The 25295-nt window shown below is 67.1% G+C and carries 23 protein-coding genes; 14 read left to right on the top strand and 9 right to left on the bottom strand.

Annotated elements, in window-relative coordinates; genetic code table 11:
- The first annotated feature begins 6 nt into the window (after window positions 1-6).
- The 7 genes from MUU56_RS24430 to hpaI all read left to right on the top strand — a co-directional run bounded on the left by MUU56_RS24430 (window position 7) and on the right by hpaI (window position 6126).
- Window positions 7-519 (top strand): flavin reductase, encoded by a 513-nt coding sequence (locus MUU56_RS24430; RefSeq protein WP_064331339.1) that lies wholly within the window; start codon window positions 7-9, stop codon window positions 517-519.
- 74 nt (window positions 520-593) lie between these two features.
- A complete protein-coding gene (locus MUU56_RS24425; protein ID WP_244769874.1) occupies window positions 594-980 on the top strand; it encodes a 5-carboxymethyl-2-hydroxymuconate Delta-isomerase in 387 nt (128 codons plus the stop codon).
- A 22-nt stretch (window positions 981-1002) separates the two neighbouring features.
- The gene (hpaE, locus tag MUU56_RS24420) at window positions 1003-2520 is read left to right on the top strand and encodes a 5-carboxymethyl-2-hydroxymuconate semialdehyde dehydrogenase (protein ID WP_244769873.1); all 1518 of its coding nucleotides are present in this window, start codon (window positions 1003-1005) and stop codon (window positions 2518-2520) included.
- Between the two features lie 60 nt (window positions 2521-2580).
- The gene (hpaD, locus tag MUU56_RS24415; protein ID WP_244769872.1) at window positions 2581-3561 is read left to right on the top strand and encodes a 3,4-dihydroxyphenylacetate 2,3-dioxygenase; all 981 of its coding nucleotides are present in this window, start codon (window positions 2581-2583) and stop codon (window positions 3559-3561) included.
- A 73-nt stretch (window positions 3562-3634) separates the two neighbouring features.
- Window positions 3635-4504, top strand: coding sequence for a fumarylacetoacetate hydrolase family protein (locus MUU56_RS24410; RefSeq protein ID WP_244769871.1), 870 nt, complete (start codon window positions 3635-3637; stop codon window positions 4502-4504).
- A 2-nt stretch (window positions 4505-4506) separates the two neighbouring features.
- Window positions 4507-5310 (top strand): 2-oxo-hept-4-ene-1,7-dioate hydratase, encoded by an 804-nt coding sequence (hpaH, locus tag MUU56_RS24405; protein ID WP_244769870.1) that lies wholly within the window; start codon window positions 4507-4509, stop codon window positions 5308-5310.
- A gap of 9 nt (window positions 5311-5319) precedes the next feature.
- Window positions 5320-6126 carry a 4-hydroxy-2-oxoheptanedioate aldolase gene (gene hpaI / locus MUU56_RS24400; protein ID WP_244769869.1) on the top strand — a complete coding sequence of 269 codons (807 nt, stop codon included), beginning with the start codon at window positions 5320-5322 and terminating at the stop codon, window positions 6124-6126.
- Between the two features lie 12 nt (window positions 6127-6138).
- Here hpaI and hpaR read toward each other — a convergent pair whose 3' ends face one another.
- Window positions 6139-6642 (bottom strand): homoprotocatechuate degradation operon regulator HpaR, encoded by a 504-nt coding sequence (gene hpaR / locus MUU56_RS24395; protein WP_244769868.1) that lies wholly within the window; start codon window positions 6640-6642, stop codon window positions 6139-6141.
- A 132-nt stretch (window positions 6643-6774) separates the two neighbouring features.
- On the opposite strand from hpaR, the gene MUU56_RS24390 reads away from it, so the two are divergent.
- The 4 genes from MUU56_RS24390 (at window position 6775) to MUU56_RS24375 (ending at window position 9906) form a co-directional block, all read left to right on the top strand.
- Window positions 6775-7488 (top strand): fumarylacetoacetate hydrolase family protein, encoded by a 714-nt coding sequence (locus MUU56_RS24390; RefSeq protein ID WP_244769867.1) that lies wholly within the window; start codon window positions 6775-6777, stop codon window positions 7486-7488.
- Window positions 7489-7681: 193 nt separating this feature from the next.
- Complete coding sequence (locus MUU56_RS24385; RefSeq protein WP_244769890.1) at window positions 7682-8119, top strand: pseudoazurin; 438 nt, start codon at window positions 7682-7684, stop codon at window positions 8117-8119.
- Window positions 8120-8337: 218 nt separating this feature from the next.
- Window positions 8338-9009, top strand: a complete 672-nt coding sequence (locus MUU56_RS24380) for an ankyrin repeat domain-containing protein (RefSeq protein ID WP_317633309.1) — start codon at window positions 8338-8340, stop codon at window positions 9007-9009.
- 60 nt (window positions 9010-9069) lie between these two features.
- On the top strand, window positions 9070-9906 hold the full coding sequence (locus MUU56_RS24375; protein WP_244769866.1) for a bifunctional allantoicase/(S)-ureidoglycine aminohydrolase: 837 nt from the start codon (window positions 9070-9072) through the stop codon (window positions 9904-9906).
- A 48-nt stretch (window positions 9907-9954) separates the two neighbouring features.
- Here the strand turns inward: MUU56_RS24375 and MUU56_RS24370 are convergent, their stop codons facing one another.
- Entirely contained in the window at window positions 9955-11142 is a 1188-nt protein-coding gene (locus MUU56_RS24370; RefSeq protein WP_244769865.1) for a cyanate transporter, read from the bottom strand.
- A 135-nt stretch (window positions 11143-11277) separates the two neighbouring features.
- On the opposite strand from MUU56_RS24370, the gene MUU56_RS24365 reads away from it, so the two are divergent.
- Together MUU56_RS24365 and treY are read left to right on the top strand one after the other, a co-directional pair.
- Entirely contained in the window at window positions 11278-12141 is an 864-nt protein-coding gene (locus MUU56_RS24365) for a LysR family transcriptional regulator (RefSeq protein ID WP_244769864.1), read from the top strand.
- Between the two features lie 139 nt (window positions 12142-12280).
- Complete coding sequence (gene treY, locus MUU56_RS24360; RefSeq protein ID WP_263194210.1) at window positions 12281-14839, top strand: malto-oligosyltrehalose synthase; 2559 nt, start codon at window positions 12281-12283, stop codon at window positions 14837-14839.
- Window positions 14840-14885: 46 nt separating this feature from the next.
- Here the strand turns inward: treY and MUU56_RS24355 are convergent, their stop codons facing one another.
- The 5 genes from MUU56_RS24355 to MUU56_RS24335 form a co-directional block, all read right to left on the bottom strand.
- Window positions 14886-16517 (bottom strand): FGGY-family carbohydrate kinase, encoded by a 1632-nt coding sequence (locus tag MUU56_RS24355; protein WP_244769862.1) that lies wholly within the window; start codon window positions 16515-16517, stop codon window positions 14886-14888.
- 65 nt (window positions 16518-16582) lie between these two features.
- Window positions 16583-17311, bottom strand: coding sequence for an SDR family oxidoreductase (locus tag MUU56_RS24350; protein WP_244769861.1), 729 nt, complete (start codon window positions 17309-17311; stop codon window positions 16583-16585).
- Window positions 17312-17337: 26 nt separating this feature from the next.
- Entirely contained in the window at window positions 17338-18582 is a 1245-nt protein-coding gene (locus tag MUU56_RS24345; protein WP_244769860.1) for a sugar ABC transporter permease, read from the bottom strand.
- Window positions 18579-19397 carry an ATP-binding cassette domain-containing protein gene (locus tag MUU56_RS24340; RefSeq protein ID WP_244769859.1) on the bottom strand — a complete coding sequence of 273 codons (819 nt, stop codon included), beginning with the start codon at window positions 19395-19397 and terminating at the stop codon, window positions 18579-18581. Before MUU56_RS24340 ends, MUU56_RS24345 begins: the two co-directional genes overlap by 4 nt.
- A gap of 74 nt (window positions 19398-19471) precedes the next feature.
- Window positions 19472-20518: an ABC transporter substrate-binding protein gene (locus tag MUU56_RS24335; RefSeq protein WP_244769858.1), complete on the bottom strand. Its 1047-nt coding sequence runs from the start codon at window positions 20516-20518 to the stop codon at window positions 19472-19474.
- 272 nt (window positions 20519-20790) lie between these two features.
- On the opposite strand from MUU56_RS24335, the gene MUU56_RS24330 reads away from it, so the two are divergent.
- On the top strand, window positions 20791-21810 hold the full coding sequence (locus tag MUU56_RS24330) for a LacI family DNA-binding transcriptional regulator (RefSeq protein ID WP_244769857.1): 1020 nt from the start codon (window positions 20791-20793) through the stop codon (window positions 21808-21810).
- A gap of 107 nt (window positions 21811-21917) precedes the next feature.
- Here MUU56_RS24330 and MUU56_RS24325 read toward each other — a convergent pair whose 3' ends face one another.
- Together MUU56_RS24325 and MUU56_RS24320 are read right to left on the bottom strand one after the other, a co-directional pair.
- A complete protein-coding gene (locus tag MUU56_RS24325; protein WP_244769856.1) occupies window positions 21918-22610 on the bottom strand; it encodes a response regulator in 693 nt (230 codons plus the stop codon).
- On the bottom strand, window positions 22607-25291 hold the full coding sequence (locus MUU56_RS24320) for a sensor histidine kinase (RefSeq protein WP_244769855.1): 2685 nt from the start codon (window positions 25289-25291) through the stop codon (window positions 22607-22609). The genes MUU56_RS24325 and MUU56_RS24320 overlap by 4 nt, the downstream gene beginning before the upstream one ends.
- Window positions 25292-25295: the final 4 nt, after the last annotated feature.

The raw sequence follows: 25295 nt of genomic DNA, 5'->3' as shown, positions 1-25295 counted from the left end.
GCTGCCATGGACACCGGCATTTCCAGGACCGAGTTCCGCAATGCGATGGCCCGGGTTTGCGCCCCGGTCAACGTGATCACCACCAAGGGCGCCGCTGGGCGTGGCGGCTTCACCGCCACCGCCATGTGCTCGGTAACCGACGAGCCGCCGACGCTGCTCGTCTGCATGAACAGCCGTTCCGCACAGAGCGGGCTCTTCATCGAGAACCGCCGCTTCTGCGTCAACGTACTGACGCAGGAGCACAAGGCGCTCGCCGCCTCCTTCGCCGGGCGCGAGGCCGATATGGAGGCGCGCTATGCCGATGCGGCCTGGACCGACCTTCCCTCCGGCAACCAGGCGCTGGCCGATGCCATCGTCTCCTTCGATTGCCGGCTGACGGAGGCCCGGCTGGTGGGCACGCACAACATCCTCATCGGCGAGGTCGTGGACATCCGTTGCCGGCGCGACGGGCATGCGCTCCTTTATTTCGACCGCAACTACGTCCATGTGCCGACCCAGGCCGGCAGCTTCGGGGGCTGAGAACGGCGATAGCCCCTTGACAAGCGGCCTTCTATTTAACATGTTAAATAAAAATGCCGTGCGCGGGAGGAACCATGCCGCATCTGACAGTGGAATATTCGGCCAATCTGGAAGGCCGCGCGGATCTCGGCGCCCTCTGCGCGGCGCTGCTTGAAACGATGCTGGAAACCGGCCTTTTCGAGATCGGCGCCGTGCGCGTCCGGGCGCTGAGGGCCGACCACTACGCTATCGCCGACCTTCTGCCGGAAAACGCCTTCGTCGACCTCAACCTGCGCATCGGCAAGGGCCGCAGCGCGGAGGAGAAGAAACGCACCGGCGAGGCGCTGTTTGCCACCGCAAGCCGGCTCCTCGCCCCGCTCTTCGAGACGCCGCACTTCGCGCTTTCGCTGGAAATCCGCGAGATCGACGCGGAGCTGAGCTGGAAGAAGAACGCCATCCATCCGCGCCTGCGCGCCAAATAACGGAAATTCCCAGGAAGATCTCATGTCGAAACACCAGGAAAACATGGCGAAGGCGGCGGCCTATCTTGCCCGCTTCAAGGAGACGGGCGTCCTCAACCGCATCGCCGGCGAGGACCTGCCGGCCGAGGGCGGCGCGACCTTCGAGACCATCTCCCCCGTCGACCTCGCGCCGCTCGCCACGGTGGCGAAGGGCACGGCCGCCGATATCGATCGCGCGGCGAAGGCCGCCAGGACCGCCTTCGCCGACTGGGCCGCCATGCCGGGCGGAACGCGCAAGAAGCTCATGCACAAGATCGCCGACGCCATCGTGGCCCGGGCCGAGGAGATCGCCTTCGTCGAATGCATGGACACGGGACAGTCGCTGCGCTTCATGGCCAAGGCCGCGCTGCGCGGAGCGGAGAACTTCCGCTTCTTCGCCGACCGCGCGCCGGAGGCCCGCGATGGCAGGACGCTGCGCGCCGAGGGCCAGGTCAACATGACGACCCGCGTGCCGATCGGCCCGGTCGGCATTATCACGCCGTGGAACACGCCCTTCATGCTGTCCACCTGGAAGATCGCCCCGGCGCTCGCCGCCGGCTGCACCATCGTGCACAAGCCGGCCGAGTTCTCGCCGCTGACGGCGCGCCTGCTCGTGGAGATCGCCGAGGACGCGGGCCTGCCCAAGGGCGTGTGGAACCTCGTCAACGGCTTTGGCGAAGATGCCGGCAAGGCGCTCACCGAACATCCCCTCATCAAGGCCATCGGCTTCGTCGGCGAAAGCCGCACCGGCTCGATGATCATGAAACAGGGCGCCGACACGCTGAAGCGCGTGCATTTCGAGCTCGGCGGCAAGAACCCGGTCATCGTCTTCGCCGACGCGGACCTCGAACGCGCGGCGGATGCCGCCGTCTTCATGATCTATTCGCTGAACGGCGAGCGCTGCACCTCCTCCTCCCGCCTGCTGGTGGAGGAGAGCATCTACGATCGCTTCACCGCCCTCGTCGCCGAGAAGGCGAAACGCATCAAGGTCGGCCATCCGCTCGATCCGGAAACCGTCGTCGGCCCGCTCATCCACCCGGTGCATGAGAAGAAGGTTCTCGAATATATCGCCATCGGCCGGTCCGAGGGCGCGACGGTCGCGGCCGGCGGGGAAAAATTCGACGGGCCGGGCGGCGGCTGCTATGTCGAGCCAACGCTCTTCACCGGCGCGAACAACGGCATGCGCATCGCCCAGGAGGAGATTTTCGGGCCGGTGCTGACCGCCATCCCCTTCAAGGACGAGGACGAGGCGCTCGCGCTCGCCAACGATGTCCAGTACGGCCTCACTGGCTATCTCTGGACGGCGGACGTCACCCGCGCCTTCCGCTTCACCGATCGTCTCGACGCCGGCATGATCTGGGTGAATTCGGAGAATGTGCGCCACCTGCCGACGCCCTTCGGCGGCGTGAAGAATTCCGGCATCGGCCGCGATGGCGGCGACTGGTCCTTCGACTTCTACATGGAGACGAAGAACATCGCCTTCGCCACGAGCGCCCATGCCATCCCGAAACTCGGCGGCTGACCGCCGGAAGACCAGAATGCGCCCGTCCTCGCCTGCCGAGGCGGGCTTGAGGAGGAACCCATGCCCGTACCCCAGCCAAACCTCTACCCGCCGTTCAACATCGTGCGCCTCAGCCATGTCGAGTTCGGCGTCACCGACCTTGCAAAGTCCCGCGCCTTCTACGTCGACACGCTCGGCCTGCAGGTGACGGACGAGACCGCCGACACGATCTATCTGCGCGCCATGGAGGAGCGCGGCCACCATTGCATCGTGCTGCGGAAATCCGGCAAGCCGGAAGCCCGCGACCTCGGCTTCAAGGTCTTCGACGAGGAGGACCTCGAAAAGGCCGTGCACTTCTTCAAGGGCAAGGGCATGCCGGTGGAATGGGTCGAGCGCCCCTACCAGGGCCGCACCTTCCGCACGCGCGATCCGCACGGCATTCCCCTGGAATTCTACACGAAGATGGACCGCCTGCCGCCGATCCACCAGAAATATGCGCTCTATCGCGGCGTCAAGCCGCTGCGCATCGACCACTTCAACTGCTTCTCGCCCGATGTCGATGCCTCCGTCGCCTTCTACAACGAGCTCGGCTTCCGCGTGACGGAATATACTGAGGACGAAGAAACCGGAAAGCTCTGGGCGGCCTGGACCCATCGCAAGGGCGGCGTGCACGACATCGCCTTCACCAATGGCCGTGGACCCCGCCTGCACCACACCGCCTTCTGGGTGCCGACGCCGCTCAACATCATCGACCTGCTCGACCTGATGGCGACGACCGGCTGGGTCGACCATATCGAGCGCGGCCCCGGCCGCCACGGCATTTCCAATGCCTTCTTCCTCTATATCCTCGATCCCGACGGGCACCGCATCGAGATCTACTGCTCGGACTACCAGACGGTCGACCCAGACCTGGAACCCATCAAGTGGGACCTGAAGGACCCGCAGCGCCAGACGCTCTGGGGCGCTCCGGCGCCGAAATCCTGGTTCGAGCACGGCAGCCTCTTCGCCGGCACCGAGGTCGCGGATTCGCAGCTCAAGGCCCAGCCCATCATCGCGCCCTGAAGGGCGCGCCGACCGCATCGAGGACGCCGCCGGCAGAGGCCCCTGCCCGGTGGCACTGCCAGGGAACACCAGGATGGACCATCCCAGATTTGCCAGCTTCAGCATCGGCCCGCGCAAGGGCTACGGCCTGATCGCCGCGGACGGCGTGATCGACCTTTCCGCCCGGTTTGCCGGCCGCTTCCCGACGCTGAAGGAGGTCGTGGAAGCCGATGCCTTCGGCGAACTGCTGAGTGCCGCAGCCGGGCAGAAGCCGGATCATGCGCTGGACGAGATCACCTACGAGATCCCGATCCCCGCGCCGGAGAAGATCGTCTGCGTCGGCGTGAACTTTCCTGACCGCAACGCGGAATACAAGGACGGCCAGGCCGCCCCCGACAATCCCTCGCTGTTCATCCGCTTCCCGCGCTCCTTCACCGGGCACGACCGGCCGCTGATCCGCCCGCCGGAAAGCCCGCAGCTCGACTACGAGGGCGAGATCGTCATCGTCATCGGCAAGGGCGGGCGACGGATTGCCGAAGCCGACGCACTGAGCCACATCGCGGCCCTCTCGCTCTGCAACGAGGGCACCATCCGCGACTGGGTGCGCCATGCCAAGTTCAACGTCACCCAGGGCAAGAACTTCAACCGGAGCGGCTCGATCGGCCCCTGGCTCGTGCCCTATGCGGACGAAAGCCAGCTTGCCGACATCCGGCTCGAAACCCGCGTCAACGGCGATGTGCGCCAGAGCGACCGCACCGGCCGCATGATCTTCTCCTTCCGCAAGATCATCGCCTATATCTCCACCTTCACGACGCTCGTGCCCGGCGACGTCATCGTCACCGGCACGCCGACCGGCGCCGGCGCGCGCTTCGATCCGCCGATCTGGCTGAAGCCGGGCGACGTGGTCGAGGTCGAGGCCGAGGGCATCGGCACGCTCCGCAACACCATCGCCGACGAGGTCTGATCATGATGACGCCAGAGGAGATCCACGCCGCCGCGGCCAGCCTCGACGAGGCCGAGCGCACCCGCATCCAGACCGGCCTTCTCTCGCTGAAGCACCCCGGCATCACCATGGACGACGCCTATGCGATCCAGGGGGCCTGGGTGAAGAAGAAGATCGCCGATGGCCGCCGGGTGATCGGCTGGAAGATCGGCCTCACCTCCAAGGCCATGCAATATGCGCTGAACATCGACATCCCGGATTCCGGCGTGCTCTTCGACGACATGGTCTTCGAGGACGGCGCGACCGTGCCGGCCGGCCGCTTCATCCAGCCGCGCGTCGAGGCAGAGATCGCCTTCGTGATGAAGGCGCCGCTGAAAGGGCCGGGCATCACCATCTTCGACGTGCTGAACGCCACGGACTACGTCACCCCGGCGCTGGAAATCCTCGACACGCGCATCCTGCGCGCCGACCCCGAAACGAAGAAGGCACGCACCATCTTCGACACGATCTCCGACAATGCCGCCAATGCCGGCATCGTCACCGGCGGGCGCGCGGCGCGGCCGGACGCGATCGACATGCGCTGGATGGGCGCCATCGTCAGCCGCAATGCGGAGGTCGAGGAAACCGGCCTCGGCGCCGGCGTGCTCAACCAGCCGGCGCGCGGCGTCGCCTGGCTCGCCAACCGGCTCGCGCAGTATGGCGACGGCATCGAGGCCGGCCAGATCGTGCTCGCCGGTTCGTTCATCCGGCCGGTGGAAGCCCGCCACGGCGATACGATCGTCGGCGATTTCGGCCCCTACGGCACCGTCAGCCTGTTCTTCGCCTGAGGTGGAAAGATGCCCGCTCCGAAAAACCGATTCAAGCAGGCGCTCCGCGAAGGCCGCGCGCAGATCGGCCTCTGGCAGGCGCTCGCCAATCCCTACACGGTCGAGATCTGCGCCGAGGCCGGCTACGACTGGCTGCTGCTCGATGCCGAGCACGCGCCGAACGATGTGCCACTGCTCGTCTCGCAGCTCCAGGCGATGAAGGGCACGGCAAGCCACGCCGTCATCCGCCCGCCGATCGGCGAGACCTGGATCGTCAAGCAATTGCTGGATATCGGCGCGCAGACGCTGCTCATCCCGATGGTCGACAGCAAGGCGATGGCCGAGGCGATGGTGAAGGCCGTGCGCTATCCGCCGCATGGCGTGCGCGGCGTCGGCGCGGCGCTCGCCAGAGCCTCCGCCTTCAACCGCACGGCGGACTATCTGCAGACGGCGAACGCGGAAATCTGCCTGCTGCTGCAGGTCGAAAACCGCACCGGGCTGGAAGCGCTCGACGACATCGCCGGTACCGAGGGCGTGGACGGCGTCTTCATCGGCCCGGCCGACCTTGCCGCCGACATGGGCTTCCTCGGCAGACCGGGCGCGCCCGAAGTGCAGGCCGAGGTGGAAAAGGCGCTGAAGAAGATCCAGGCACACGGCAAGGCGGCGGGCATCCTGATCGGCGACCTCGGGCTTGCCAAGCGCTACCTGGAGCTCGGCGCCACCTTCGTCGCCATCGGCAACGACGTAACGCTGCTCGCCAATGCCACGACGAAGCTGCTCGCCGATTTCAGGGCCGCCGAGCCGGCGGAGGCACCGGCCGGCGCCGGGGTCTACTGATCCGGAATTGCCCTATTCCTCGCCGCCCGCCTTGCCGTCGAGCTTGAGGGCGGCGAGCTCTTCCAGCATGTCGAGCAGTTCCTCGACGCGCTCGGCGCCGAAACGGGCGTCGATATCCGCATAGACGCGGCGGGAATCCGGCATGACCTCGTCGATGACCGCCTGGCCGGCCGGCGCAAGCCGCAGCAGCACGCGGCGGCCGTCTTCCTTGTCCTTGTGCCGGGTGATCAGGCCGCGCTCCTCCAGCGACCGCAGCATGCGCGTCAGGCTCGGCGCCAGGATGAAGGCCTTCTCCGCCACTTCCGTCGCATCGAGGGTACCGGCTTCCGAAAGCGCGCGGATCACCCGCCATTGCTGCTCGGTCACGTCGTGATCGGCAAGGATCGGCCGGAAATGGCTCATCACCGCCTCGCGCGCCTTCAGGAGGCCGATGGCCAGCGACCGGCGGCGTTCGCGCGGCAGGGCATCCTTCGTTTCGTCGGGAATGTTCATGTCCAGAGGGGCACCGTTCGTCATCCTGCCTCTATCCGCGATTTTTCCGGCCTGCGCAATGTGCCGGGCCGCATGGGACAGCGTCAACGGATCGATTGCGGCCGCCCGGCGTGCTAGCGTCGCCGATGAAGCCAGCCAGCGAAAGTGCAACAGCCCATGACGCCTGAAACATCCACGTCCGACACGAACCTTCTTTTTCCGCCCGCGCCCGTCCCCTGCCTGCCGATCCGGGGCAGCGCCGCGCGCTTTCCGGTTCACCGGATCTATTGCGTCGGGCGCAACTTCGCAGACCACGCCATCGAAATGGGCCATGACCCCGACAAGGAGCCGCCCTTCTTCTTCCAGAAGAATCCCGACACGCTTGTACCGCCGGGCAGCGCCTTTCCCTATCCCGCCGCCAGCCGCGACGTGCACCACGAGGTCGAGCTGGTCGTCGCGCTTCACGGCGGCGGCACGGACATTCCCGTCGAGCGGGCGCTCGCCTGCGTCTACGGCTATGCCGTCGGTCTCGACATGACGCGCCGCGACCTGCAGGCGGAGGCGAAGAAACAGGGCCGGCCCTGGGAGGTCGCGAAGGCCTTCGAGCATTCCGCCCCCTGCGGACCGATCCACCCCGCCGCCGACATCGGCCATCCGGGCGAAGGCGCGATCCGGCTCACGGTCAACGATACGGTCCGCCAGGACGGCAACCTCAACCAGATGATCTGGAAGGTGCCGGAAATGATCGCCTACCTCTCGCGCCTCTTCACCCTGAAGCCCGGCGACCTGATCTTCGCGGGCACGCCGGCCGGCGTCGGCGCGGTGGCAAGGGGCGACAGGATGCTGGCGCATATCGACGGACTGGACGAGGTCGCCTTCACGGTCGCCTGAAAGCGGGTCGGAAACGGCGCCACGCCCGGCACCTGCCGGCGCCCCTCAAGGGCGCCTGCAGGACCTGCGACAGGACGCCACGCGCCATCGCCGCGTTGTTTGATTAAAGTCAAAGAGCAGGACCGCCGGCAGGTCTACTTCCTAGCTCATGAACGAGAGACGTTCGTCAGCAAGGAGAATTCCAGTGCGTACCATGGCAAAGAGCATCGTCGGCGCGGCAGCAGTCATTCTGGCGCTTGCGCTTCCGGCAGCAGCGGCAGATTTCGAAGTGCATATGCTGAACAAGGGCGCCGAGGGTGCCATGGTGTTCGAGCCCGCCTTCGTGAAGGTCGCCCCCGGCGATACCATCACCTTCATCCCCACCGACAAGGGACACAATGTCGAGACGATCAAAGGCATGATCCCCGAGGGGGCGGAGGCCTTCAAGAGCAAGATCAACGAGAACTTCAAGATCACCCTCGACAAGGCCGGCGCCTATGGCGTCAAGTGCACGCCGCATGTCGGCATGGGCATGGTGGGCGTGGTGGTCGTCGGCGATGCGCCGGCCAATCTCGACGCGGTCAAGACCGGCAAGCTGCCGAAGAAGGCCCGCGAGCGCATGGACGCGGCGATCGCGGCAGCGGGCCTGTAACGGCCCTTCTTTCGGGGCGGGGCGGAAACCCGGAGCGGAGCGATCCGCTCCGGGTTTTATTTGCCCGGTGACGGAGGAGCGCGGAAGCGCCATGCCCGTCTTCACGGCCGGTGCGGTGCGCGCAAGTTCCATCTTGTGCATGATGTGGATTTACACATTTAATTTTCTAATGGCATCCACCCCTGCTAATTTGCCGCCGTGAACCAACGGGAACGCGCATGCTGAAACTTGCCCTGCTGTCGGCCTGGCTCTTCCTCGCGGCCCTCTGCCCTCCCCTTCTTGCCGCCGAAAACGCCATGGATACGCAACTGCACAAGGCAGCCGCCGCCGATGATGTCGCCGCCATCAAGACGCTGCTCGCCAAGGGCGCCAGCATCGACGCGCGGGATGCCCGCGGCGCGACGGCGCTGCTCGTCGCCACGCACGGCAACACGGTGAACGCCGCCCGCGCGCTGATCGAGGCCGGCGCCGACGTCAATGCAAAGGACGATATCAGCGACAGCCCCTATCTCTATGCCGGCGCGCGCGGCCATCTCGAGATCCTGAAGCTGACGCTGGCCCACGGCGCCGATCTCACGAGCGTCAACCGCTACGGCGGCACCGCCATCATTCCGGCCGCCGAGCGCGGCCATGTCGAGACCGTCGACACGCTGATCAAGGCCGGTACCGATGTCGACCATGTCAACCGCCTCGGCTGGACGGCGCTCCTGGAGGCGATCATCCTCAGCGACGGCGGGCCGCGCCATGTCGAGATCGTCGCGCTGCTGATCGCCGCCGGCGCCGATGTCGAGCTTGCCGACAATGACGGCGTCAGCCCGCTCCAGCACGCCCGCGGCCGCGGCTATGGCGAGATCGCCGCGCTGCTGGAAAAGGCCGGCGCGAAAAGATGAGCGGGCGACGAACGCCCCGCCGAAGACCACCGGAAACACGCAACCAAAGGGCCTGAGACGATGCAACGAAGCTACTATTCCTCCCTCGGCGGGCACCCCCCGCAGAGCGACCTCCTGACCGGCCGCGCCGTCTTCACCGAGGCCTATGCGGTGATCCCAAAGGGGGTGATGCAGGACATCGTCACCAGTTTCCTGCCCTTCTGGAACGACACGCGCTGCTGGGTCATCGCCCGCCCGCTTTCCGGCTTTGCAGAGACCTTCTCGCAATATGTCATGGAAGTGGCGCCGGGCGGCGGCAGCGACCGGCCGGAACAGGATCCCGAGGCCGAGGGCGTGCTCTTCGTCGTCGATGGCGAGGTGGAGCTGACGCTGCCGACCGGCAAGCACACGCTGCAGCCGGGCGGCTACGCCTTCCTGCCACCGGCCCTGAAATGGTCGCTGCGCAACCGCTCCGGTGCCCATGCCCGCTTCCACTGGATCCGCAAAGCCTATGAGGCCGTCGATGGCCTTGCCCATCCCGATCCGCTGATCCTCGACGAGAAGGACATCACCCCCGCCGCCATGCCGGGCACGAACGGCGGCTGGGCGACGACGCGCTTCGTCGATCCGAACGACCTGCGCCACGACATGCATGTGACGATCGTCACGCTGATGCCCGGCGCCGTCATTCCCTTCGCGGAAACCCACGTCATGGAGCATGGGCTCTACGTGCTGCAGGGCAAGGCCGTCTATCGCCTGAACCAGGACTGGGTGGAGGTGGAGGCCGGCGACTTCATGTGGCTGCGCGCCTTCTGCCCGCAGGCCTGCTATGCCGGCGGCCCCGGCCCGTTCCGCTACCTGCTCTACAAGGACGTCAACCGCCATATGAACCTGCGGCCCTTCGGCGGCCGCCGTTAGGCCTGTCATCCTTCAAAGAAGCCCGCGCCGCCCGGCGCGGGTTTCCGGTCATGGAGCAAGGGGCATCGCCACCGGATAGTGCCGCGGGTCGAAGCGCAGATAGAGCAGCGCCGTTGCCAGCACGCAGCCGAGATGCATCCCCCAGCCCGCCGCAAAGCCGCCCGTCCAGTGGTGCAGCAGCGCCATCGCATAGGGGCCGAGCGCCGCGATCAGGAAGCCCCCGCCCTGCATCAGCGCGGCCAGCGCACCGGCCTGTTCCGGCTGCGGCAGGTGGTCGAGCGCCGTGACGATGGCAAGCGCGAAGCTGCCGCCGAGGCCCGCGCCGCACAGCCCGGCCCACACGGCCGGCGCCATGCCGGGAAGGCTCGCAAGACCGAAGAAGCCTGCGGCCTGGAAGAAGATCGTCAGCCAGAGCCAGCGGCGGCGGTCGACATTGCCACGCGCCAGGATGGGAAGGCCGAGCGCGGCGACGGCCTGGCAGATCGCCATGATCGCGACAAGGCCGCTGCTGTCGGCACTCGTCCAGCCCTGCGCCTGGTAATAGGGCGAAAGCCAGGCGATCATCGAGCAATAACCGGCATTGACCAGCCCGAAGGCACCCATCAGAGCCCAGGTCCTCGGCCGGCGCAGGAGCTGCCGCGTCAGCGCGCCGTCGGGCCGGCTCGACGGCACGGCCGGCAGGATGCGCCAGGACGCGGCGAGCGCGATCGCAACCGGCAGCGCCAGCCAGGCGAGCGCCGCCCGCCAGCCGTAGCCGGCATGCACGAGCACCGGCATCAGCCGCGCCCCGAAGGCGCCGCCGGCCATGATCATTGCCGAATAGAGCCCCGTCACCACCGGCACGCTTGTCGGGAAGCGCGCCTTGATGATGCCGGGAAAGGCCGCCTGGATGAAGGCGACGCCGATGCCGCAAAGCGCCGCCATCACGATCAGCGACAGGCCGTCCCATACAACGAGGCGCAGCGCCGAGCCGGCGAAGAGCACGGCCAGCGCGACCAACAGGCCACGCCGCGCGCCGAGCCGCACCAGAAGACCCGGCGCCACGAAGGCGCCGAGGCCCATCAGGACCATCGGCAGCAACGTCAGCATCGCGATGCCACCATAACCGAGGCCGGTATCGGCGCCGATCTCCATGAGGATCGGCGCCGGGGCCGCGAGGAAGGGCCGGAGGTTGAGGCCGATCAGGACCACCAGTGCAAGCATTGCCCAATCGCGGCTGGAGCGCGTATCCGTCATGGTTCGACTTTCGTGCTGAAAAGACGTGTCGGGCCGGGGCGCAGCCACCGGCCTCGCCTACCGCTATCACCCGCTTGAATCATGCGCAAATTAGATGTTTAGATAGCTATCATTCTGATTTTCGATGGAGATACTGTGCTCGATCCGCGCCTGCTCCGGGCTTTCGTGGCGATTGCCGATGCCGGCAGCTTCACCGCCGCAGCCGACCGGCTGCACATGACCCAATCGACGATGAGCCAGCAGATCGCACGCCTCGAGGAGGTGATCGGCCGGGAGCTGGTCGACCGCGCCGCGCGGCCGGTGCGCCTGACCGTGACGGGCGAGCGCCTGCTCGGCCACGCCAGGCGCATCCTCGCGCTGCAGACCGAGGCGCTGACGCTGGTTGCCGAGACCTCCGGCACCACCTCGGTGCGCATCGGCATGCCCGATGACATCGCGACGCCCGAAATGGCCCATGCCTTCGCCGCCTTCGCCAAGCGCCACAAGGAGGCGCGCCTCGACGTCACCACGGGGCTGCGCGCCGACCTTGCGCGGCGCTACCGCTCCGGCGAACTCGACATCGTCGTGCTCAAGGAGGACACGCCGAGCACCGACAGCTGGGCAAGCTTCGCGGAACCGATCGCCTGGTTCACCGCGCTGGATGCGCCGGCGGACCTGCCCGACCCTGTCCCGCTCGTCACCTTTCCGCTGGGCGGGCTCTACCGGGACGCCATGTTCGAGCGGCTGGAACGGGAACGGCGGCGCTGGTATGTCGCCTTCACCTCCGCCAGCCTGCGCAACGTGCTGATGGCCATCGAGGCCGGCCTCGGCCTCTCGCTGCTGCCCATCGATGCCGCGAAAGGGTGGCGCGTCAGGCCCTTCACCGATTTCCCGCCGGAACCGCCGATCATCGCCTCGCTCTACTCCTGGGAACAGAACGGCATCGTCGGCGAGCTCGCAAACGAGGTCCTCGATATCCTCAGGCGGCATTTCGCGCACGAAAGGCACACTGCCTCATAACGCCCCCGCCCATCTCGCCGCCCTCTTCCCCAACCGGGAGGCAGACGAAGCGAGACGGGGAACGCACCCGCAAGACGCTTTGGAACAATTCGGGAGGATTTGCGTTTTCTGGGCGAGAAAACGCACATTCCAGGACCCTATGACCCGCCCTTCCTCCACCTATCGCCTCCAGTTCCGAAATGGCATGGACTTCGGGAGGGCGCGTCAACTGGTGCCCTATCTTCAGCATCTCGGCATCAGCCATCTCCACGCCTCGCCGGTGATGACGGTCGTGACGGGCTCGTCCAACGGCCACGATATCGTCGATCCCAACGCGATCGATCCCGCCCTCGGCGGTCTCGATGGCCTGCGCCGGCTTGCCGGCGATCTTAAGGCACGCGGCCTCGGCCTCGTCCTCGACATCGCGCCGAACCACATGGCCGCGAGCCTCGAAAATGCCTGGTGGCACAGCGTCGTCACCTGGGGCGAGCAAAGCCTGTTTTCCCGGCATTTCGACATCGACTGGTCGAAAAAGCTGGCCTTGCCCGTTCTCGAAAAGGATTTCGCAACGGAGGTCGCGAACGGCGCGATCCGCCTCGCGCTGGACCCGGAGCGGGACATCCTGGCGCTGCATTATCGCGGCTCCTTCTATCCCCTGCATCCCGAGACGTACCGGCAGGCACTTGCCGCATATGAGGAACTGCTCCTGGTCACCGCCCCGGCGGCGGCCTTCGAAGGCGCGGCCGCCCTTGCCGGCCCGCTCGCCTTCCTCGACGAGCAGGAGGTCGTTGCACGGATGCTTGCCGAAATCTCGCGCGACCCCGGGCGGATCACGGCGATTCACGCGGCACAGCCATGGCGGCTGGTGGAACGAAAGACGGCGCACCGGCCGGCCGGCGACCGGCGCCTGTGCGGCTCCGCCGAGCTTGTCCGGCTGCGCCTCGAGGATGCCCGGGTTTTCGACGACAGCCACCGGCTGGTCCTCGACCTCGTCCGCGAAGGCACGGTGGATGGGCTGGCCATCCTGCATATCGACGGGTTCGCCGATCCGCATGCCTATCTGCAGCGGCTGCGCGCTGCCGTCGGCTCCGCCTACCTGATCGTCGACAAGCACCTTGCGGGAAGCGAACAGCTTGCGGCGGAATGGCCGGTCCATGGCACGACCGGGGGCGAGATCATCACAGCCCTCACGGATATGATGGCCAGTCATCCCCACCAGGCATCCAGTCCTCCCGATGGCAGTCCGCGGACGGAAACGGCGAGGGAGGCCGGCAAGCGGCAGATCTTCGGGACGGAACTCGAAGGCGAGGCTGCCCGCCTGACCCTTCTGGCGAAGGCTCTCGCCGACCAGTCCCACGCCGACCTCTCCCGCAGCGCCCTTGCCGAGGCGATCCGCGCCCTGATCGTCGCCCTGCCGGTCGCGCGGACCTATGCGACGGCCACGCATGTCAGCGAACGCGACCGCGAGATCATCGCGACAGCCCGGCAACAGGCACAGGAGGACAACCGGCCGGAGGTCCGCGAGGCGATCGATTTCATCTGGGAATTGCTGGCCGACGACAGGATACCGGCCACTCTGGCGGGCTGCGCCGAATTCCGCGCCCGCTTCCAGCAATTGAGCGGCTGCGTGGCAGCAGGGGCGCCGGATGACCTGCTTTTCTCCCGGGAGAATGCCGGCCGGCCGAGCGAGCCGGCGGACGGCCCCGCAGCGTTCCACGCGGTGATGCGGGCCCGTGCCGAAACCATGCCGCATGGCCTGTCCGCGATATCCCCGTCCGGTGTTGCCTATGGCGGAGACGCCAGGGCCAGGCTCCATGCCCTCGCCGAGGCGCCGGACCGCTGGCACGCGGCGCGGCAACGCTGGTCCGCCCTCGGCGCCGAGATGGTTCGCAACCCTGCCGGCCGGGCTGCTCCCGAGCCGGATACGGAACGGCTGCTCCACAATGCGATCGCAGCCCTCTGGCCGGTCACGGGCCTTCAGGATACCGCGGCGATCCGGTCCCTTGCCGCCGATCTGGAGATATTCATAAGAAGCGAAGGGCAAGTCAGCCCGCATGGCTACGCATCGGCCGGCAATCCTGCGCGGGCGCTGGCCGGCGTCATCGAAGGCCTGTTCGGCAACGATGCATTTCTCCGGGAACTCGACGCGACACTCTCGCCCTTCGTGGATGCCGGGCTGATGAACTCTCTCGCACAGACGCTGATAAAGCTGACCATGCCGGGCATCCCGGACATCCGGCAGGGCAGCGAACGTGGCGACTTCTCCTTGCGGCAGGCCGGCGCCCGGATGTTCGACACGCCCTCCCACGTCATGCCGGAAAAGCCGGCCGCGACGCGGGCGTCCTTCGCTTCCTACAAACAATGGCTGGTCGCGACCGTCCTCGCCGTGCGGGCGAAAGACCCGGATGGTCCGTTCGCCGGCCCCTACCTTCCCCTCGACCTTTCCGATGGCGGGGCCCAGGCCCTCGCCTTCCTGCGCGGCGCGCCGCAGGCCTTCGCCATCACCGTGGTCCCGCACCACACCTTCGGCAAGACACCGCCCGGCAGCCTGCGCCTGACGGAGGACGCCATGCGGGGAATTTCCATCACCATCCCCGATCGCTTCTACGGCCAAACGGCGCGATCCGTGCTTGACGACCGCCGATTGGTGCTGGGCAGCGGCATGCCGCTCGCCGAGGCGCTTGCAGGCGAGCCTGTCGCCCTCTTCGTCAGCGCCTGAGGCCGTTTCTGCAGACCACCAAGTGGCCCTGCAAAAAAACAGGCGCCTACCGGATCGTCCGGGCCAATGCCTGCAGCCGCGTGAAGGCGTCGTAGCGCTTGGCATGCAGGGCCGCGATGTCCGCGCCGGCCGGCCGAAAGGTGCGGTCGGTCGCCGAAAGGGCCGCCATCGCCGCGCGCACGTCCGGGAAGGCACCGGCGGCGACACTGCCGAGAATGGCGGCGCCGAGCAGCACCGGCTCTTCCGCCCGTGTTGCGAGCAATGTCTTTCCCGTCGCGTCCGACAGAAGCTGGCGGATGAGATCGAGCTGGCCCGCACCGCCGCTGATCACGATCCTGTCGATCGGCGCACCGGCGGCCGCCTGCGCATCGATGATCTGGCGCAGGCCATAACCGATGCCGCAAAGCCCGGCAACGTAGAGCGAAACGAGATTGGCAAGGTCCCGCTCCATGCCGAGGCCGACGATCGCCGCGCGCGCATGCGGATCGGCGAAGGGGGCACGGTTGCCGAGGAATTCCGGCACGACATGCAGGCCGTCCGCCAGCCCCGCCACGGCCGAAAGCGTCGGCGCCCCCTCCGCCGCAAGCCCCGCCAGGAAGACGGGCAGGGAAAGGCCCCGCGCCTTCGCCAGCGCCGCGGCCTCGCCGGCCGCCGGGTGGAAGGACAAGAGCTGCTCGATGGCCGCGCCGGCCGCCGATTGCCCCCCTTCGTTCAGCCACATGCCCGGCACCATGGCGGAATAGTACGGGCCCCAGACGCCCGGCACGAAGACCGGCTCGCGGGTCGAGGTCATGGTGCAGGAAGAGGTGCCGAAGACATAGCCCAGATTGTTTTCCGGCGGGCCGTCCACCCCCACCGTGCCGATGCCGCCCGCATGGGCATCGATCATGCCGGCGCCGACCGGCGTGCCGGCGACAAGGCCGAGTTCCGCCGCCGCCCGTGCCGTCAGGCCGCTGCCGAGCGGCGTGCCCGGCTCGACGACACGCTGGCCGATGCGGGCGAAATCCTCCTCCGCGAGGACCCCGAGGCCGATGCCGTGGAAGTAGCTCGGATCCCAGCGTTTCTCATGCGCGAGATAGGTCCATTTGCAGGTGACGGTGCAGGTGGAGCGCGCAAGATCGTCCGTTGCGCGCCAGGTCAGGAAGTCCGCAAGGTCGAAGAACTGCCAGGCGGCATCGAAGACCTGCGGGCGGTTCTCCTTCAGCCACAGCAGTTTCGGCGTCTCCATCTCCGGCGAGATGATGCCGCCGACATAGCGCAGCACATCGTGCCCCTCGGCATTGATGCGTTCGACCTGCTCGACCGCCCGGTGGTCCATCCAGACGATGATGTCGCGCTCCGGATCTTCCGACGGGCCGACGGGCAGCGGCTTTCCCCCTTCTCCCAGCACGACGAGCGAGCACGTCGCGTCGAAGCCGAGGCTGGCGACCTGCTCGGGTGCGACGCCCGCCTTGGCGACGGCCTCGCGCACCGAAGCGCAGACGGCGGCCCAGATCTCCGTGCTCGACTGCTCGACCATCGCGCCGGGTTCGCGGAACAGCGAGATGTCGCGTTTTCCCGAGGCCAGCATGCGGCCGGTCATGTCGAAGAGGCCGGCTCGGGCGCTTCCCGTACCAACATCGACGCCGACAAGGTAGCGTTCGCCGTCCGCAGGGCGTGCGGAGGAAGGAGTGCTCATGGGTCTACCGCCTGCAATCAGGAGTTCCTCGGGCAGGCGGCCCCATGCCGCCCGCGGGCTTTGCTTCAAAGATCGACGCTGTTCGGCAGGATCACCAGGTCGCGGACCGTGACATTGCGCGGCCGGGTCAGCATGAAGAGCACGGCGTCGGCCACCTCCTTCGGCTGCATCAGGCTGCCATTGGCCAGCGCCTCGTCCATCTTCTCCTTCGGCCAGTCATCGAGCAGCGCCGTCACTACGGGGCCGGGCAGCACCGCGCCGACACGCACGCCATGCTGTGCCACCTGCCGGCGCGTCGAATGCACGAAGGCCTGCACCGCGAATTTCGAGGCCGTGTAGATCGGCTCCCAGACGACCGGCACGACACCGGCGATGGACGAGGTGAAGAGGATGTCGCCCGTCTTCTTCCCGATCATGTAGGGCAGCACCGCATGAACGGAGCGGAAGGCCGCGTTGATGTTGAGGTTCAGCATGCGGTCCCAGGCGTCGGGATCCCCCTCCGCCACCGGTCCGCCGATATAGGCGCCGGCATTGGCGTGGAAGACGTCGAGCCCGCCGGCAATGTCGAGAATGCGCGGCAGCATGCCCGAGACGTCCTGCGGGTTCAGGAGGTCGACGACGAGCGGCAGGGCATTCGGGCCCAGCTCCTTGCAGAGCTGTTCCAGCTTGTCCTGCGCCCGGTCGACGAGCACCACCGTCGCGCCTTCGGCAAGGAGGGTCCTGGCGCATTCGAGGCCGATGCCGGAAGCGGCACCGGTGATGGCGGCGATCTTGCCCTTCATGAGGTCAGCCATGATCTAGAACTCCATTCCAGTATTCGTTAGGCGCGGCCGTGGCTGACGCGCGAGCGTCGGGCGAGCGAATCGACGATGACGGCGATGGCAAGGACGCCGCCGGTGATCATGTAGCGCAGCGACGACGAGAGGTTGAGCAGCGTCAGGCCGTTCGAGATCGCCTGGATCACGATGATGCCGAGGAGGGCCGAATAGGCGCTGCCGCGTCCGCCGAAGAGGCTGGTGCCGCCGATGACCGCCGCGGCGATGGCGTTGAGGTTGACGTCGCCTGTGCCGGCCTGCTGGCTGGAGGAGGCAAGGCGCGAGGCCGAGAGGATGCCGCCGAGCGCCGCGAGCGTCGAGCAGAGCATGAAGGCGCTCATGTAGATGCGGCGCACATTGATGCCCGAGCGGCGCGCCGCCTCCTTGTTGCCGCCGACGGCGAACATGGAACGGCCCCATTTCGTGCGCGTCAGCGCATAGTTGAGGATGACGGCGAGCGCGATGAAGAGCGCGAACATCCACGGAATGCCGCGGCCGAGATTAAGGTAGAAGACGGCGATTTCCAGCGCGGCCGTCAGCACGACGGCCTTCAGGATCAGCGCTCGCATCGGCTGGGCCGAGAGATTGGCGGCAAGGCGCTGGGTGCGGGTGCGAAGGCCCCGGCCGATCATCACAAGGCCGGGAACCAGCGCCAGCGTATAGGACAGCCAGTCGGGCATGATGAGGATCTGACCGAAACGCACCAGCGAGGAGGCATAGGGCAGGTTGATCGAGCCGGTCGGGCCGAGGATGTAGAGCTGCATGCCGAGCAGCGCCAGCAGGCCGGCGAGCGTTGCGACGAAGCTCGGCATGCCAAGCCGGTTGTAGAGCGTGGCATAGAGGAGGCCGACGGCCGCACCGACCACGAGGGCGGCAAGGATGGCCCCGACGATCGGCCAGCCCTGGTTCACCCAGAGCACGCCGACCATGGCGGAGGCAAGGCCGCTCATCGAGCCGACCGAGAGGTCGATCTCGCCGAGCACCAGCACGCAGACGATGCCGAGCGAGATGACGCCGACGGTGGCGCAGTCGAACAGGAGGTTCACGAGGTTGTTCGGCGCAAGGAAGATCGGGTTCAGCGCGGAAAAGACGACGGAGATGACGACGAGGCCGACGGCGACCGGCAGCATGCCGAGGTCGCCGGAGCGCACGCGGTCGATGAAGCCGCGCGCCATGGCGGAGAGGCTGTCGTCGTGGCGTACGCGCTCGTCGCTGCGGTCCAGCATCGGCTGGGAAGAGTTCTGGCTCATGCGGCACCCCCGTGGTTTTCCTGGACATGGGACTTGCGCTCGGCGCGGCGCGAGACGGAATTGTCCGTCGCGCCGGTAATGGCGGAAACGAGTTCCTGGTTGGAGGAATCCGGCGTGAAGATGCCGTTGTTGCGTCCGAGCCGGAGCACGACGATGCGATCGGCGACGGCCCGCACGTCCTCCATGTTGTGGCTGATGATGATGACGCCGAGGCCGCGGTCGCGCACGCGCTCGATGAGGTTCAGCACCTCAGCCGTCTGCGCCACGCCGAGGGCGGCCGTCGGCTCGTCCAGCATGATGAGCCTCGGGTTGAGCAGCAGAGAGCGGGCGATGGCGACCGTCTGGCGCTGACCGCCGGAGAGCGAGGCGATCGGCTCGCGCACGGACGGAATGCGCGCGGCAAGCTCGCGCAGCAGCGTCCAGGCCCGCACTTCCATGGCCACTTCGTCGAGCGCCCAGGGCGACATCTCGTGGCCGAGGAAGAGGTTGGCGACGACATCGAGGTTCTCGCAGAGCGCGAGGTCCTGGAAAACGGTGGCGATGCCGAGGTCCAGCGCCTTGGCGGGGCTGTCGAGCGTCACCTGCTGGCCGCAGAATTCGATCGTGCCCGAAGAGGGCTGGTGCACGCCGGCGAGCACCTTGACCAGCGTCGACTTGCCGGCCCCGTTGTCGCCGACCAGCGCGACGACCTCGCCGGCCTTCACCTCAAGCTCGATATCCGTCAAGGCGGAGACGGCCCCGAAATTCTTGGACACGCCGCGAAGACGCAGCACCGGTTCTCCCTTGGCGGGAGCATTTTGAAGCGTGGCTGTCATGGCCCCAGAACCTTCAGACTTACGGCGGATCGGAATGCCCGGCCGCAAAAGCGGCCGGACACGGATGGCGACGCTTACTGGATGATGCCCAGTTTGCGGCAACCTTCAACATATTCGCCGGTGCACACTTCCTCCGGCTTGTTGATGCCCTTGTCGAAGATCTCGGCCTTGATGTTCTCCGCCGTCACCACCGCCGGAACGAAGAGCTGCGAGGGCGTTTCATAGAGCTTGTGGGTGGCTTCCGGCGTTTCGCCCTTCAAGAGCTGAACGGCGACATTCGCCGCCGCAGCGGCCACGATCTCGGACGGCTTGGAGATCGTGTTGTACTGATCGCCCGAGATGATGAGCTGCAGTGCCGCGATGGTCGCGTCATTGCCGGTCACCGGCGGCATTTCCTTGACGCCGGCCGCCTTCAGCGCCGCGATCGCGCCGCCGCCCGTGCCGTCGTTCGCCGCAACGATGCCCTTGATCTCGTCGCCGAAGCGGGTGATCTGGCCGGCCGCCCATTCCTGCGCCTTCGGCGGCGCCCAGTCCGGCGTGTCGAACTCGGCGAGCGTCTTGTAGGGCGAGGCGTCGAGCGCGGAATCGATGCCGTCGCGGATGAGGCCGGCGGCGGCATCGGTCGGCGAGCCGTTGATCTGAAGAACGCCGGCACCGTCCGGAACGCCCTTGGCCTTCAGGTGGTCGACGAGCGACTGCGCGATGGCCTGGCCGATGCCCTGATTGTCGAAGGAGACGTAGTAGTCGGCCGGCTTGTCCGGGATCGGGCGGTCATAGGCGATGACCTTGACGTCCTGCGACTGGGCGATCTCGACGAGCGCCGCGGCGGCGGCCGAATCCACCGGATCGAGCACGACGACCTTGGCGCCCTGGGCGATCACCGAGTTGAACTGCTGCTGCTGGAGCGCGACGTCGGCATTGGCGTTCTGGTAGATCACCGTGCAGCTCGGGCACAGTTTCTCCATCTCAGCCTTGAAGCCGGGATAGTCGTGCTGCTCGTAGCGGGTCGAGGCCTGGTCGGGCATCAGGAAGGCGACGGTCGCCCCTTCCTGGGCAAGGGCGGCACTGCCGAGCGACAGGACGAGGCCGGTCGAGGCGAGCAGATGGGTAAGCGTCTTCATTGGGTTCCTCCACGGTTGATTTTTCGCCAGTTCCCTCAAGCCTCCCAGGGCGACAGGACCGACGGCCTCCACGCATCGAAAGGGCGCAGATCATCGTTCGCCGCGGCAATGCCGCAACGTCCGGCTCGTCGATGCTCCGTCTGACTCCTCCCTTGGGTCAGCCTTGCTGTTCAGGCAACTTCATCGATGGAGCATGCTTGCTCAATCGATGAAGCAAGAATTGCCACCAATCGCCATTGGTGTCAAGGTGGCTCGTGAAACGGAGAGGACATGTGAACAGGACGACGCAGACGAAAAGGACGACCATCTACGATCTGGCGGAGCTGGCGGGCACCTCGGCCAGCGCCGTCAGCGCCGTTTTGAACGGCAACTGGAAGAAGCGGCGCATCAGCGCGAAGCTTGCCGACAAGATCACCAAACTCGCCGAAGAACAGGGCTACGCGCTCAACATGCAGGCGAGCGTGCTGCGCCGCGAGCGCTCGAAGATCATCGGCATGATCGTGCCGAAATACGACAACCGCTATTTCGGCTCGATCGTCGAGCAGTTCGAGACGCTGGCGCGCGAACGCGGCCTCTTCCCGATCATCACCTGCACGCGGCGCGATCCGGCGCTGGAGGTGGAGGCGGCCCGCGCCATGCTTTCCTACCAGGTCGATTGCCTGATCGCCACGGGCGCGACCGATCCGGACCGCATCGTCGATCTTTGCGCCGCCGCCGGTGTGCGCACCATCAATCTCGACCTGCCCGGGGCGCGCGCGCCGTCGGTCATCTCCGACAACTATGGCGGCGCGCTGGAGCTGACGCGCCGCGTGCTCGCCAATTGCGAGAAGGAATATGGCGAGAAGACGCCCCTGCTCTTCGTCGGCGGCCGCGGCACGGACCACAACACGATGGAGCGCGTGCGGGGCTTTCGCGATGCCCATGCCGAGGCCGGCGTCACGGTCGACGAAACGCTGATGCTGACCTGCGGCTATGCCCCGGAAAAGGCGGAGAGCGCCATGCGGCAGCTTGCCGAGCGGCTCAGCCCGCTGCCGCGCGGCATGTTCGTCAACTCCACCATCTCGCTGGAAGGGGTGATGCGCTGGATCCGCCGCTCCGGCCACTATGCCGGCCGGGTGCCGCAGCTCGGCTGCTTCGACTGGGACCCCTTCGTCGCCATGCTGGGCGATCATATCGAGATGGTCCGGCAGGACGTGCCGAAAATGCTGGAGGCCGTGTTCGGCATCATCGATTCCGGCGCGACGGACCTCACCGTCGTACAGATCCCTCCGATCGTCGAGAAGATCGGCTGACGAGGTTTCGAGCATTGCCGGCCGAAGCGAAGTCGCTTCGACGTCGGATAATGCGGAAAGAGCAAGAATCGAGAGCATTTCCGGTTCACCGGAAATGCTCTAGAAACTCAGTCGCCCTCGACGACGAGCCGGTATCCGACGCCCGGTTCCGTGCGCACGACGGCCGGACGGGTCGGCTCGCGCTCGATCTTCTGGCGTAGCTGGCCGATGAAGACGCGGAGATAATGCAGGTCCTCGCCATGCGCCGGCCCCCAGACGGAGGTCAGCAACGTCTTGTGCGTGACGACCCGCCCGGCATGCCGCGCGAGCAGCGTGAGGAGATCGTATTCCTTGGGCGTCAGCCGGATCGCCTCCCCGTTTCGCGACACCAGCCGCCGCACCGTGTCGATGACGAGGCCATCGGTGACGAGCGTCGCCGGGGCCGCCTCCGCCCGCTCGCGATGGCGCAGCGCATTGCGGATGCGGGCAGTGAGCTCGCCGATGCCGAAGGGTTTTTCGATATAGTCGTCGGCGCCGAGATCGAGGGCGGCGATCTTCTCGCTCTCCCGCTCGCGGGCGGAGAGGATGATGATCGGGATCTGCGTCCAGCCGCGCAGGCTGGTGATGACCTCCTTGCCGTCCATGTCCGGCAGGCCGAGATCGAGGATGACGAGATCGGGCGCGGCCGTCGCCACCGCCTTCAGCGCCTCGCCGCCGGTCGCCGCCTCCACCACGTCGTAGCCCGCCGCCTTGAGGGCAGGCTTGAGGAACCGCTGGATCTGCGGCTCGTCGTCAACCACCAGAATGCGCTCGTTCGTCATGTCGCCTTGCCAGTCCTTGCCTTTTCACCCGCGGGGAAGCGGATGACGATGCGCGTGCCCTTCTTCTTCACCGCCGGGCTTTCCGCATGGATCCTGCCGCCCATCGCCTCGACGAAGCCGCGGGCGATGGAGAGGCCGAGGCCCGTTCCCGGCGCGCGGCCGTCCGGCCTGCCCCGACGGTAGAATTTCTCGAAGACACGGTCGATCTCGGCCGGCGGAATGCCCCTGCCGAGATCGGTGACGGAGATGAGCACATCCTGCCCGTCCCGCCGCGCATAGACATTGACCGGCTCGCCGCCGCCATATTTCACCGCATTGTCGAGCAGGTTGAACAGAACCTGGCCGAGCAGCACGCTGTCGCCCTCGATGAGCGGCAGGTCGGCCGCAATGCCGGTCTCGATCACCTTGCCGGGAAAATACTTGCGCGCTCGCTCCACGGCGGACTGCACGACGTCGGAGACGTCGACCCAGTCGCCCTTGGGTTTCAGCGTGCCGGATTCGATGCGCGTCATGTCGAGCAGGTTGGAGACGAAGCGGCTCATGCGGCTGCCCTCCTCCTCGATCGACTGCAGAAGATCGTCGCGGCTCTCGGCGGTCATGCGCTCGCCGAGCTGGCGCAGGCTCGTGACGGCACCCATGATGGTGGCGAGCGGCGTCCTGAGGTCATGCGAGATCGAGGAGAGCAGCGCCTCCCGGTAGCGCTCGCCCTCGAGCTTTGCCGCCTGCATCACGCTCTCCTCCGAAAGCCGCGCCCGGTCGAGCGCGATCGCCGTCTGGTCGAGGATGGCGGACAGCGCCCGCTCCGCATTGAGGTCGAGGCGCTCCTCTCCCTGCTGGATGCCGCAGACGCCGACAAGACCGTGCGGCCCCATCAGCGGGCGGAATTCGAAGCGGCTGTTCGGCAGGGTACCGGTGCCGAAGCCGGCCTTCTCCTGCTTGTCGCAGGTCCAGCGCGCCGCCGTGAAGTCGGTGACGTCGAGCTCGGTATCCGGCGGCCAGACGGCGGCGACCTTGAGATCGTTCTTCTCCGGCAGGAGCAGCACGATATTGCGCTTGAGGCTCGCCTGCAGATGCGACACCGCCACCCAGTTCGCATCGTCGGCCTTGCCCGTCGTCGAAAGCTTTCGCGAGAAATCGTAGAGCGATTGCAGCGCCGTTGCGCGCACGCGGGCGACCTCCGCCTGCTCCTTGATGCGCGAGGCGAAGCCGCCGGCGATGATGGCGACCGACAGGAAGACGATCAGCGCGAACACCTCGTGCGGCGCGGTGATCGTGAAGGTGTGCAGCGGGTCGATGAAGAGGAAGTTGTAGGCGAGCGCCGACAGGAAGGCAGCGATGAAGGCGGAGGCATACCCGCCCAGCACCGCCGCACCGAGCACGGCAAGCAGGAAGAGCAGCGAGATGTTCGGCAGCTCGGCAAAGAGATAGACCAGCTTGCCCGCCGCCGCCGTGGCGACGACGAAGGCCGCCGCGATGAGCGCCGATTGCCGGAACGAAGCGATGGCCGGAAGCGCAAGCCGCGCCGGCACCGGCGCCCTCTCCTTCCTGTCGGGCGTCACGAAATAGACGCCGAGGCCGGCCGCCTTGCGCGAGAGCGCATCGGGCAGGGACGGCGAAACGAACCGCCGCCAGCCGCGATCGCGCCGGGCGCCGATGACGATCTGCGTCGCGTGCTCACGGCGCGCCAGCTTCAGGATCTCCTCGACGAAATCGTTGCCGACCACCCGGCGCGTCTCCGCGCCAAGCTGCTCGGCGAGCCGGAACAGCGCCTCGATGCGATGCAGGTGCTCGGTCGTGCCGACCTCCCGGTCCGCCCGCTCGATCGACACGACGATCCAGGGTGCATTGAGGCCGGAGGCAAGCCGGCTCGCCACGCGCACGACCTTTTCCGACAAGTCGTCCGGCCCGACGCAGACGAGCAGGCGCTCGCCCGTCGCCCAGGGGCCTTCGATCGCATGCTGCTTGAGATAATCGACCATCTGGTCGTCGACCCGGTCGGCCGTGCGCCGCAGCGCAAGCTCGCGCAAGGCCGTCAGGTTGCCCAGCCGGAAAAAGCGGTCGATGGCGCGGCTGGCGCTGTCCGGCAGGTAGACCTTGCCCTCCTTCAGCCGCTCGATCAGCTCCGTCGGCGGCAGGTCGACAAGCAGGATCTCGTCGGCCTTCTTCAGGACGACGTCGGGCACGCGTTCGCGCACCGTGACGCCGGTGATCTGCGCGACAAGGTCGGCAAGGCTTTCGAGATGCTGGATGTTCAGCGCCGTCCAGACATCGATGCCGGCCGCGATCAGCTCCTCGATATCCTGGTAGCGCTTGGGATGCCGGCTTCCCTCCGGGTTGGAATGGGCCAGCTCGTCGACGAGCACGATGCGCGGGCGGCGGGCAAGCGCACCGTCGAGATCGAATTCCTCCAGCCCGCGGCCACGATGGGTGATCTGTCTTCGCGGCAGAACCTCCAGCCCGTCCAGCAGGGCGGCCGTCTCCCCGCGCCCATGGGTCTCGACGAGGCCGACGACGACATCGACGCCCTCGGCCTTGAGGCGGCCGGCGCGCGACAGCATGGCATAGGTCTTGCCGACGCCGGGAGCGGCCCCCAGGAAAACGGTCAACTTGCCCCGGCGGTCTTTCTCCGCCAGGGCAAGCAATGTGTCGGGGTCCGGCCTGCGGCTGTCGTCGTCCGCCATTCGT

It is taken from the genome of Shinella yambaruensis (genome assembly GCF_022899355.1).
GTDB classification, from domain to species: Bacteria; Pseudomonadota; Alphaproteobacteria; order Rhizobiales; family Rhizobiaceae; genus Shinella; species Shinella yambaruensis.
Note: the sequence above shows the minus strand (reverse complement) of the source record. Positions and strands in the feature narration are given on the sequence as shown.